Here is an 11,864-nt window from a genome sequence, read left to right as displayed (position 1 = left end):
GATGTTCTCCTCACATCTAATGGGTTAAACCTAACGACGAGTGTATTGTAACATTTACAGCAATGCTGCAAAAAGAAATTGATTAGTCCAACGACACTTACGTCGATGTACCTGACGTAGCTGTCTGTCTAGGTGAGCGACGGGTTGTTGTTGTCCCGGAATTGCTTGTCGGGCTATTACCAGCCGAATCAAATGCCGCCAAAAACTCTGCATTTGTCTTGCTGTTACGAAGTTTTTTCAGGAATCCTTCGACAAAGTCATGGGAGTCATTCATGTTTTTACGAATCGCCCAGATTGTATCCAACTCTTCCTTGCTAAGCAACACTTCTTCACGACGTGTACCGGAACGACGAATGTCGATCGCCGGGAATATGCGGCGCTCTGCCAGACGACGGTCCAGATGAAGCTCCATATTACCTGTACCCTTAAATTCTTCATAAATGACGTCATCCATACGTGATCCAGTATCAATTAATGCCGTTGCCAAGATGGTCAGGCTTCCGCCTTCTTCCACATTCCGGGCAGAACCGAAGAAACGTTTCGGACGATGGAATGCAGCTGGGTCAATACCACCACTAAGCGTACGACCGGATGGTGGAATAACCAGGTTATATGCACGGGCAAGACGTGTAATGCTATCCAGCAGGATAACGACATCCTTTTTAGCCTCAACCAAACGAAGCGCACGTTCAAGCACCAATTCCGCCACCTTGATATGATTCTCAGGCAGTTCATCAAATGTCGAAGCCACAACTTCCCCTTTTACCGAACGCGACATATCCGTTACTTCCTCTGGACGTTCGTCAATCAACAGGACAAACAGTTCAATTTCAGGATTGTTAGTTGAGATGCTGTTGGCAATTTCTTTGAGGAGAAGCGTTTTACCCGCTTTGGGAGGTGCTACGATCAATCCGCGCTGTCCCAATCCTACCGGGGCGAGCACATCCATAATTCGTGTGGACAAATGGTTGGGGGATGTTTCGAGAACCAGTTTTTTCTGCGGATACAGTGGGGTTAGTGCCGGGAAGTGAAGTCGCTCTGCAGCCGCCGATGGATTCTCACCATTTACAGCGTTGACTTGCAACAAACCGAAGTATCTCTCGTTTTCCTTAGGCGTTCTACATTTACCTGATACGAGGTCACCTGTTCTTAGGTCAAACTTGCGAATCTGAGAAGCTGAGATGTAAATGTCCTCCGTACTTGGCAAGTAGTTAATCGGCCGAAGAAATCCGTAACCTTCAGGTAAGATCTCGAGTACGCCTTGCATGAACATCAGGCCGCTTTGTTCAGCTTGTGCACGTAGTATAGCAAAGATTAATTCTTTCTTTTTTAACGTACCATAGTAAGGTATCTGATATTTTTTGGCCAGTTTGTAGAGGTCCGTTAGTTTCATTTCTTCCAAATCGGAAATTTGTAGATCCATATAATAACCACCTATTCAATTAATAAGTCCGTGTGAAATGGATAGTTTCGCTAGATGTTCCGGCTATAGAGAGCGGCGTCTGCCACAATCCCTTCTGTCCATTGTACGGAATGTAACCGTTATAATGCAAATACTTGTCTTTGAGTGTAAGTTTCCGGGTGGGATGGCCAACATTCGGCCAGATCCGCTATTGAGTGAACGATGCATTGAGGCGATCAATCCGGATAGACCGGCTATGGAGCGCAGTTCAAACAAAACCGGGGGTTGGGGATGAGAAATGATGTTCTTACAGCCATATGAAGTTTAATTCAAAAAAAGACCCTCCGGTAAAGGAAACAGAAACATTTCGTCTTATGCCGGAGAGACTGAGAACTCTATTAAAACAGGTTTACCTAATTATCAAAAAGATATGCAGTTCAGTTAAAATAAACATGTGTATGACTGAATCATGCATAATGCTTCCTATTAATCAGTTTCCCGCCATACATCTGCACCGAGCAGGCGCAGATTAGTCACCAGATGATCATAACCGCGGTCGATATATTCGACCCCCGTCACTTCAGTCACACCTTCACTGACGGTGAGACCTGCAATCACCAGCGCTGCTCCAGCGCGAAGATCGGATGCTTTTACTTTGGCCGCGTTTAATGCACTGCCTTCAATAATCGCCGACCGTCCTTCTACTCGAATCTTTGCACCCATCCGCACCAACTCAGGCACATGTTTGAATCGATTACTGTATACAAAGTCGCTCAGGACACTCACACCGGTTGCCTGTGTTAAAACACTGGTCATGGGTGACTGTAGATCCGTTGGGAAACCAGGATATACAAGTGCCTTCACGTCCACGTGGTTATAACTTGGTTTACCAATGACACGTATACTTTCATCCAACTCCTCAATGCCAACCCCCATCTCCAGCAGCTTTGCCGTTAAAGCCTCCAGATGTTTGGGAATCACATTGTCAATCAGAACATCTCCGCGCGTCGCCGCTGCAGCGATCATATACGTACCTGCTTGGATACGGTCCGGAATGATGGAATGACGGCAGCCTTTAAGCTCCGAGACTCCTTCAATACGGATCGTTTCGGTACCTGCACCCTTGATGCTGGCACCCATGGAATTCAGAAGTGTTGCTACATCTATAATCTCAGGCTCTTTAGCCGCGTTTTCGATAATTGTAGAGCCTTTGGCACGAGTAGCCGCCAGCATGATATTAATGGTTGCGCCGACACTGCTTACATCAAGATAGATTTTTGCTCCGCGCAGCTCTTTGGCATGCAAATGAATGGAGCCATGTTCGTTTGTTACGGTTGCGCCAAGCGCTTCAAACCCTTTGATATGTTGATCAATTGGACGAGGCTCAAAATTACAGCCCCCTGGTAAACCTATGGTCGCTTCTTTGAAACGCCCTAGCAATGCACCCATCATATAATACGAAGCGCGAAGCTTCTTCACGGGACCATTCGGCATAGGAATGGATTTGATGTCAGAAGGGTCTATCTTCATCTGACTGCCTTCCCAAGTCACACGTGCTCCGAGTTCCTCCAAAATTTCTGCATAAACCGCCACGTCACTCAAAAGCGGCAGGTTGTCCAACACGACTTCTGACTCGGCAAGCAATGCTGCAGGAATAAGCGCAATGGCGCTGTTCTTGGCGCCGCTTATAGTTACAGTTCCCTGTAACGGACGTCCGCCACTAATCATCAATTTTTCCATAAAGCTTAATGTCCCCCTACGTGTTTTGCAGCCGATGAACGGCAATACGTGCTGTTGGCTTCCGATGTAGAAATAAGGTGTGAAAATGGAAAGACACCGGCTAGGCGGTGTTTTTCCATTTCACAGTATGGAACTGGTAAAGTTAAATTACGCTTTGTTGTTAGAACCAAACTCGCGGATTTTACCTTTAACGGTTTCTTTGATTGCTTCACGGCCTGGTACGATGAATGTACGTGGATCGTAAGCATCTGGTTTAGCTGCAAGCACTTCACGAACCACTTTGGAGAAAGCAATTTGGTTCTCTGTGTTTACGTTGATTTTGGACGTACCCAGGGAAATGGCTTTGTCGATGTCGTGTTTAGGAATCCCTGTACCACCGTGCAATACAAGTGGAACTTGTACCGCGTCACGAACTTCTTCCATTTCTTTGAAGCCCAGGTTAGGCTCGCCATGGTAAGGACCGTGTACGGAACCAAGAGCTGGTGCCAATGTATCGATACCTGTTTCTTTAACGATACGGATACACTCGTTCAGGTCAGCGTACATGATGCCGCCGATAACGTCGTCTTCTTGTCCGCCTACAGTACCTACTTCAGCTTCTACAGAAACGCCTTTAGCGTGTGCATATTCAACAACTTTTTTAGTCATTTCAATGTTCTCATCGATAGAGTGGTGGGAACCGTCGATCATAACGGATGTGAATCCAGCATCGATTGCTTCTTTACACTTGTCGAAGCTTGAACCATGGTCCAGGTGAATTGCAACTGGAACGGTGATTTTCATGTCGTGAATGAGTCCTTCTACCATTTTAACTACAGTGTAGAAGCCACCAATGTGACGTGCTGCGCCTTCGGATACACCCAGGATTACTGGGGATTTCTCTTCTTCAGCAGCACCAAGAATCGCTTGAGTCCACTCAAGGTTATTGATGTTGTATTGACCAACTGCATATTTTCCTTCAAGTGCTTTGTTCAACATGTCTGTCATAGATACTAATGGCATGGTTTCAATCCTCCTAGGGGTTTGGGTTGTGTCTATGGTTTTTAGCCGAAATCACATACGGGCTTATTATACCACATCCCATGTCAAATACTAAACAAGCATTTGCAAAAATGCTGTGCTTTGCAGCACAGTTTTCATAGACACCGCTTTATAACTTCCCCATTTCCAATATTCCCCGGATGAAGGAGTGAAATACCCCATTCTCCCACCAAGTACTATCTATGTTCTCTACACGCAAAAAAATCCTGTATCAACAGGATTCAGCTGCATTTATTGGCGGTACCATTGCGAAGTTGCATATTCACAGCCACTCGCATCTCGTCGATATCAAACGGTTTCGTAAAGTGCATGAGCGCTCCGAGATCCGTGGCTTCCTTAATCATGTCCAGTTCACCATAAGCGGTCATCATGATCACCTTGATACCCGGATCAATTTCTTTAATATGCTTCAAAATTTCCAGACCGTCCATCCCAGGAATCTTCATATCGAGCAATACCAGGTCAGGCTTGTCATTATTCACAATCTCCAGAGCAACCTTGCCGTTGGGTGCTTGAAACGTGTTATACCCCTCACTGCTGAACACTTCCATTAACAGGATTCGAATACCATTCTGGTCATCAACAATCAAAACTTTTTTATCTTCCACTCTGTAACCTCCTAGAATTAGGAAAGCATGCACATCATCGAATCTGGATAACTATCCCATAGTCGTCATGATAAGTATTCTACCTCTTCCATTAAAATCCTGCTACCTTCACAAAATGACAAAAAGCATTTCCATCTGCTTTTTACACAAAAAAAAGGGATGTTCTGGCATCCGCTATGGTTGCCAGGAACATCCCCAATATCTATTACGTTAACACTAAAACCATGTATTACTTCTGCGCATTCTCCAGAGAAGCTTTTACAAACTCACGGAACAATGGTTGCGGACGGTTCGGACGGGAAGTGAATTCCGGATGGAATTGTACCGCCAGGAACCATGGGTGTCCTGGAAGTTCCACGATCTCAACCAGACGTCCATCCGGGGATGTACCCGAGATAACCAGTCCTGCTTTTTCGATCGTTTCACGGTATTCATTGTTGAACTCATACCGGTGACGGTGTCTCTCATACACCAGCTCGTCATCATAACAAGCCATCGCCAAAGAACCTTCCTGAAGCTTACAAGGATACAGACCCAGACGCATCGTGCCACCCAGATTCTCGATATCTTTTTGCTCAGGCAACAGATCGATCACAGGGAATTCGGTAGCCGGATTAATCTCGGAGCTGTTCGCACCATTCAAACCAACGATGGAACGTGCATATTCAATAACGGAAACCTGCATACCCAGGCAAATACCGAAGAACGGAATTTGTTTCTCACGAGCATAACGGATTGCCGATACTTTACCTTCAATACCACGATCTCCGAATCCACCAGGAACAAGGATACCGCCAATACCATGTAACAGGTCGCCTACATTCTCATCCGTAATATCTTCAGAAGGAACCCAGCGGATTTTCACATCAGCATTGGATGCAAATCCTGCATGAGACAACGACTCCACAACACTCAGGTATGCATCATGCAACGCTACATATTTACCAACAATAGCGATCTCAACTGTATGCTCCAACTTGTTGATCCGGTCAACCAGCCCTTCCCACTCGCTCATATCCGGTGCAGGAGTAGTCAGTTTCAGGTGATTTACCACGATCTCATCCAAGCCTTCTTCACGCAGGTTCAGAGGTACTTGATACAAGGTGTCTGCATCACGACATTCAACCACGGCATTCTCATCAATGTCGCAGAAGAGGGCGATCTTGGCTTTCATATCTTTAGACAATTCATACTCCGTACGGCATACAATCACATTCGGTTGAATACCAATGCTGCGTAATTCCTTAACACTATGTTGCGTTGGTTTTGTTTTCACTTCACCAGCTGCTTTGATATAAGGAATAAGTGTTACGTGGATGTACATCACATTGTCGCGACCTACATCACTCTTGATCTGACGGATAGCTTCCAGGAAAGGCAAACTCTCAATGTCGCCCACTGTTCCACCAATTTCCGTAATAACCACATCCGAACCCGCTTCACGTCCAGCGCGGAATACACGCTCTTTGATCTCGTTCGTAATGTGTGGAATAACTTGTACCGTTCCGCCCAGATATTCCCCGCGCCGCTCTTTGCTGATGACGGAAGAGTATACTTTACCAGTCGTGACGTTGCTGTTTTTGGAGAGATTGATATCAATAAAACGTTCATAGTGGCCAAGGTCCAGATCCGTTTCCGCGCCATCATCCGTTACAAAAACCTCGCCGTGCTGATAAGGACTCATTGTTCCCGGGTCGATGTTAATATATGGATCAAATTTCTGGATCGTTACCTTAAGCCCTCTGTTCTTCAGCAATCTGCCCAGAGAAGCAGCCGTAATCCCTTTGCCCAGGGAGGACACAACTCCGCCCGTCACGAAAATATACTTTGTCACTGTTATTACCCTCCTAATATAAGTACAGAAATTCAGGCGATATATGGTGTTATCGTAACCTGTTTCCCAGGTAATCATCGTTAAAAAGAGCAATGGCAGAAATTCCCTGCATCTGCGAACTGCTCTTTCTGCGAAGACGGTTTAAATACACGTTGTTCTACAGCAAAAAATGGTGCAAATATTCCGGTAGCCTTCATTCCATTTGGTGTTTTTGATATACAAAAACGGGCCACGAAATGTTGGCCGGGAGCATACGGAAAAGAAATCATTTTGCAAAATTATGCCTCTAAAAATACAAAAAAAAGTACTCCCGCAGGACGGGGCACCTTCTATAAAAAACATAAATATATTGTCGCTCATTCATAAGCCCATGCAATAGTTTACCCGTTACCCCGTCTGCTGTCAAGGCTGACTATTCCGGGGAAACGGGTAAATTATAGACGTCAAAAATGACTACCGATTATCAGAATCGTCGTCAAATTCATCCTCGTTTTCGGACTCTTCTTCGTCTTCTTCGAGGTCTTCATCTTCCAGATCGTCATCTTCAACCAGCACTTCTTCTTCGCTGTCTTCTTCGTCAAAGATGTCGTCTTCGTCTTCATCTTCTTCGTCTTCATCTTCGTCTTTATCCGGGCTGTCGAAGTCTTCGTCGCTGTTATAGCTGTCTTCTTCTTCACCGAAGTCTTCATCTTCCAGATCATCGTCTTCATCGTTGATGATACGCGGACGCTTCGCACCCGTCATGGAATCTTCTGTTCCAGCTACCGGATACCAGCGCTTCAAGCCCCACAGACTTGTACCGACGCAAGCAAAACGGCCATCGATATTAATCTCGGTATATAGCTGGGCGATAAACTCGTTGATTTCTTCATCAGTCATTCCGCGCTGCTTCGCTACCTCATTCATCAAGTCACGATAGTAATACGGCGTATTAGCCGCTTTCAGCACCATAAAGGCAAGGTCCACCAAAGGGATCTCTTTTACCTTTTCTTTATCAATTTTCAAATTGAGCGAGGTACTCACTGCAGACACTTCCTCTCACACAAAATTCACTTTTTAACCCCTACGAACTGGACTGTTACGTATAACATATCCATTAACAAACCTAAGTAAAACCTATTTAGCGTTAAAAAGCAAGTTTTTATGTACGGATGTGACGCAAATGCGGAGAGCAGCAACAATATGTCCATATATTCAACGTGACATGACATCGAACCCACAAGAATATCCTCTTTTGCGAAAGAGACAACTCCATAATAAAAAAGACGGAGTCCCCTCCGCCTTCTGACTGTATACCCTTGGAGGATTACTCCTCACCAGGTTCCCCGCAAGAGCCCTCTAGCTCTCCATCCATCATATGTCCCTGCGCCCGTTTTGACACGAAGAGAATGTGTTTTTGTAAAAAAAGGGCAAGTTCCCCATGCGGCGGGATGAGCGCATTCATAGAATACCTCAGCATGTTCATCCCGAAGGGGGCTGCCCATTATGGACTATACTGGTTTATTGCATCAATTGATTGACGGAATGCGACGCCCTGAACCAGAACAGGGAGGGCGATACTTGATCCGATTTGCCAAACCGCAGCAGTACGAGGCCTGTCTCGTAGAATTGTCTCGAATGCGGAATGAATTCACCGACCTTGGGGCTGTCCGTTCCTCGCGACTGGCTCGTTCCATTATCGCTCCAGTCCAACGCCCGGAGGACCTATACCGCTATGGGGATGAAATTACGATTGAAGCAGACGTACCTATCTCCCTTCATGCCACCGCACTCCACAGCAAACCGAGCAATGCTCAAGGCATACCTTGGGGAGTGAAGCAGATTCGGGCGCCCAAAGTATGGTCTGTGTCTACCGGACACCGGATTAAAATCGGTGTGATTGATACAGGTGCTGATTATCACCATCCTGATCTTCGTTATTCCCTGGCACGCGGAATCAATCTGTTAAACCGTAGCCTGCTTCCTCATGATGATAACGGACACGGTACCCACATTGCAGGGACCATCGCCGCAGCCAACAGCACCGCAGGCATGATTGGTGTAGCTCCACGCTCCCTGATCTATCCGGTGAAAGCATTTGACCACAACGGATCGGCATATGTGTCCGACATTGTACTTGGCATCGACTGGTGTGTACGTAACAAGGTCGATATCATCAATATGAGCTTTGGCATGAAAACACGCAGCAAGGCGCTTCTTGACGTTGTCAACCGTGCGTACCATGCCGGAATCGTCATTGTTGCTTCGTCAGGAAATGACGGCAAACGCCGCAGTATTGATTATCCGGCAAGGTATCCGCAGACCATATCCGTTGGGGCAACCGACAAAAACAGACGTATTGCGTCCTTCAGCAATCGAGGCGCATATGTGGATGTCTATGCACCCGGTGATAAAATCGTCTCCTCTTGGGTACAAGGCAAGCATCACGAGATGAGCGGCACATCCATGGCGACGTCCCATGTGAGTGGCGCTATCGCCTTGCTGCTTTCAAAACATCCGGGGTTATCCCCCAGCGAAATCAAGACACTCGTCAAACGTGCTACGATCCCGCTGCGCGCCCGCAAGACCACCACCGCAAAAAGCAAGGTGCGCGGTGGTGAGATTGATGCCCTAAAGCTAATGCAGGAGGGCGGGGAGTGAGCCAGCTCTGCAAGCGGACAGCAGAACATGATTGAGGCTCGTGGCGAAACGCAATAGCCCGACCCAGGCAGTACGCATGAGGGAGTATTACGTAGCGGCTGAGACACTAGGTTACGCCCGCTGTGATGTAAGGGCAGGCTGGTGTACCTTGGACCAGGCATTTCGTTTTCTTCAGCTCCGGGTACACAACAAAAAAAGTCTCCATGTACCACGTTGATGATACTCAACGTGGACATGGAGACTTTTTGCCTTAGGCAGAGCGGCGGTAGGCCGCGAGCCTGGAATTTACATTTTGTCAGGAGCTGTTACGCCTACCAGACGAAGCGCCGTTGCGATAACGGTACGTACAGCACCGATCAGTGCCAGACGTGCTTGAGTTTGCTGCGCGTCTTCCGTAATAACACGTTCTGCACGGTAGTAGCTGTGGAACAGGGATGCCAGCTCGTATACATAACGGATGATACGATGTGGCGCATATCCTGTTGCTGCTGCCGAGATTTCCTCAGGCAGCTCTCCCATTTTGCGGAGAAGGTCATACTCGTGCTCTGTTGTCAGCTTGGACAGGTCAATCTGTGCCAGTGGCAGCAGTTCAATACCTTGTTCTTCAGCCTGACGGTATACGCTGCATACACGTGCATGCGCGTATTGCACGTAGAATACCGGATTCTCATTGGATGTCGAAATCGCAAGGTCCATGTCAAAGTCCAGATGGGAGTCCATGCTGCGCATTGTGAAGAAGTAACGGATGGCATCAATGCCGACTTCATCCATCAGGTCTTCCATCGTTACAGCTTTACCTGTACGCTTGGACATCTTCACTTTTTCACCGTTCTGGAACAAGCTCACCATCTGTGCAATCAAGACCACCAGTTTCTCAGGGTCATTACCCAGTGCTTGCATCGCGGCCTTCATCCGTGGAATATATCCATGGTGATCGGCACCCCAGATGTTAATCATCGTGTCGTATCCACGAGCATATTTGTCGCGGTGATAAGCAATATCTGGCGTCAGGTAAGTATAGGTGCCATCGTTCTTGATCAATACACGTTCTTTGTCGTCACCATACTGCATCGTTTTCAACCAAGTTGCTCCATCTTGCTCATAGATTTCATTGCGGTCACGCAATTCATCAAGTACTCGCAGAACTTCTCCATTGTCATACAGGGAAGTTTCGCTGAACCAGATATCAAAGTTAACACGGAAGCGATTCAAGTCACGTTTGATCTTGTCCAGTTCCTTCTCCAGGCCAAAGTCACGGAAATAAGCCGCACGGTCACCCGGATGCATGGACAGCAATTCGTCACCCTTTTCAGCAACAAGCTGCTTGGCGAATCCTTTAATATCTTCACCGTGATAACCGTCTTCAGGCATCTCAGCATCCTGACCCAGCTCTTGCAGATAACGAGCTTCGATGGAACGAGCCAGATTAAACACCTGATTACCTGCATCATTAATGTAGTATTCACGGGTTACATCATATCCTGCGTAGTCAAGGATGTTACATAGTGCATCACCTACAGCTGCTCCACGGGCATGGCCCAGATGCAGGCTACCTGTCGGGTTGGCACTGACAAACTCCATCTCGACTTTGCGTCCTTCTCCGATGTTAATTCTTCCGTAATCTTTACCCTGCTCCTGCACAAGCGCAAGTACTGGATAAAGGTAACTCTTGTCCAATTTGAAGTTAATGAATCCTGGGCCCGCAATCTCAGCCTTCTCGATTCCGGCTTCAGCCAGATTCAGATTGGCAATGATCTCTTCAGCAATCTGACGCGGATTGCGCTTGGCAATCTTGGTCAGCTGCATGGCAGCATTGGTCGCCAAGTCCCCGTGTGTCTTCTCACGCGGCACTTCCAATGTGATGGCTGGCAATTCGTCCTGCGTCACAATTCCGGCCGTCACAATGGCGTTGCCGATGGCCGTACTTACCCGTTCGTTAATCGTATCTAGTGGATTACGTGTCATGAAATTGGTTCCTCCTGTATATGCAAACTAATCGCGAAATGTCCGGATTCTTCATCAAAGCGGTAAAAGTCGTAGCTCCACGCTGCGCGTGCGCTCAATCCCTGAATGGAAAGTTCCAGCTTCTGTGTATGCGTGGACAGGGCAAACGACATGTATGGTGATCGGTAGAAACCAGGAAGCTTCCGATTCAACTCAAAAGTCTGCTCCGATTCCACCTCACCATGACGTATAATCTTGATGGATTGTCCGCCCAGCTTCAATGTTGTACGGGTTGTACCTCCCTCAGGTCCAACCTGCGGTTCTTCATAACGAACATAAAGAACGGACCCTTTTAACACAGCTTCACCCTGCATTTCCTGCAGCACATCTTCACCTTCATAACGGCTGTGCAGCCGGATGTGTACCGGTCGCATGTTCGACATGAATGTTAACCTCCATTATATTCGAGGCGACGCAAAATCAGGCACGGCTGGTGAGAACAGCCCTTCCCGTATTGTTGTGTCGCTATACGCGCTCATATTCCCGGATAGCTCGCTATCCTACACTCTACTGTATAACTATATCCAGTTCCCTCCCTCAATTCAAATCCAAATTCAGAGTTTTTTCCTCATCAAGCCAAAAAAGAAGAGCCGCA

Annotated in this window: 9 protein-coding genes; 1 reads left to right on the top strand and 8 read right to left on the bottom strand. The window is 47.1% G+C overall.

Annotated features, from left to right (window positions below; genetic code table 11):
- Positions 1 to 97: 97 nt before the first annotated feature.
- The 6 genes from rho to rpoE form a co-directional block, all read right to left on the bottom strand.
- Positions 98 to 1,423: a transcription termination factor Rho gene (rho, locus tag QNO02_RS00620; protein WP_036607258.1), complete on the bottom strand. Its 1,326-nt coding sequence runs from the start codon at positions 1,421 to 1,423 to the stop codon at positions 98 to 100.
- 465 nt (positions 1,424 to 1,888) lie between these two features.
- Positions 1,889 to 3,142, bottom strand: coding sequence for a UDP-N-acetylglucosamine 1-carboxyvinyltransferase (murA, locus tag QNO02_RS00615; protein WP_017691290.1), 1,254 nt, complete (start codon positions 3,140 to 3,142; stop codon positions 1,889 to 1,891).
- 147 nt (positions 3,143 to 3,289) lie between these two features.
- Positions 3,290 to 4,144, bottom strand: a complete 855-nt coding sequence (gene fba / locus QNO02_RS00610; protein WP_249913828.1) for a class II fructose-1,6-bisphosphate aldolase — start codon at positions 4,142 to 4,144, stop codon at positions 3,290 to 3,292.
- A 260-nt stretch (positions 4,145 to 4,404) separates the two neighbouring features.
- On the bottom strand, positions 4,405 to 4,791 hold the full coding sequence (locus QNO02_RS00605; RefSeq protein WP_017691292.1) for a response regulator: 387 nt from the start codon (positions 4,789 to 4,791) through the stop codon (positions 4,405 to 4,407).
- 229 nt (positions 4,792 to 5,020) lie between these two features.
- A complete protein-coding gene (gene pyrG / locus QNO02_RS00600) occupies positions 5,021 to 6,625 on the bottom strand; it encodes a CTP synthase (RefSeq protein WP_076217010.1) in 1,605 nt (534 codons plus the stop codon).
- A gap of 453 nt (positions 6,626 to 7,078) precedes the next feature.
- Positions 7,079 to 7,648, bottom strand: a complete 570-nt coding sequence (rpoE, locus tag QNO02_RS00595; RefSeq protein ID WP_091039194.1) for a DNA-directed RNA polymerase subunit delta — start codon at positions 7,646 to 7,648, stop codon at positions 7,079 to 7,081.
- 462 nt (positions 7,649 to 8,110) lie between these two features.
- Here rpoE and QNO02_RS00590 point away from each other — a divergent pair, with 462 nt between their 5' ends.
- Positions 8,111 to 9,265, top strand: a complete 1,155-nt coding sequence (locus QNO02_RS00590) for a S8 family peptidase (RefSeq protein WP_017691297.1) — start codon at positions 8,111 to 8,113, stop codon at positions 9,263 to 9,265.
- A 285-nt stretch (positions 9,266 to 9,550) separates the two neighbouring features.
- Here the strand turns inward: QNO02_RS00590 and argS are convergent, their stop codons facing one another.
- Together argS and QNO02_RS00580 are read right to left on the bottom strand one after the other, a co-directional pair.
- Complete coding sequence (gene argS / locus QNO02_RS00585) at positions 9,551 to 11,230, bottom strand: arginine--tRNA ligase (protein ID WP_249913826.1); 1,680 nt, start codon at positions 11,228 to 11,230, stop codon at positions 9,551 to 9,553.
- Positions 11,227 to 11,652 carry a YwiB family protein gene (locus QNO02_RS00580; RefSeq protein WP_017691299.1) on the bottom strand — a complete coding sequence of 142 codons (426 nt, stop codon included), beginning with the start codon at positions 11,650 to 11,652 and terminating at the stop codon, positions 11,227 to 11,229. The genes argS and QNO02_RS00580 overlap by 4 nt, the downstream gene beginning before the upstream one ends.
- Positions 11,653 to 11,864 lie beyond the last annotated feature (212 nt).

Source organism: Paenibacillus sp. PK1-4R (genome assembly GCF_030369595.1).
Lineage (GTDB): Bacteria > Bacillota > Bacilli > Paenibacillales > Paenibacillaceae > Paenibacillus.
The sequence above is the reverse complement of the archived record's forward strand: the minus strand, read 5'-3'. Positions and strand labels throughout refer to the sequence as shown.

Coding starts and splice junctions, on each gene's coding strand:
- rho (WP_036607258.1), bottom strand. CDS start 1,423: ATGGATCTACAAATTTCCGATTTGGAAGAAATGAAACTAACGGACCTC.
- murA (WP_017691290.1), bottom strand. CDS start 3,142: ATGGAAAAATTGATGATTAGTGGCGGACGTCCGTTACAGGGAACTGTA.
- fba (WP_249913828.1), bottom strand. CDS start 4,144: ATGCCATTAGTATCTATGACAGACATGTTGAACAAAGCACTTGAAGGA.
- QNO02_RS00590 (WP_017691297.1), top strand. CDS start 8,111: ATGGACTATACTGGTTTATTGCATCAATTGATTGACGGAATGCGACGC.
- argS (WP_249913826.1), bottom strand. CDS start 11,230: ATGACACGTAATCCACTAGATACGATTAACGAACGGGTAAGTACGGCC.
- QNO02_RS00580 (WP_017691299.1), bottom strand. CDS start 11,652: ATGTCGAACATGCGACCGGTACACATCCGGCTGCACAGCCGTTATGAA.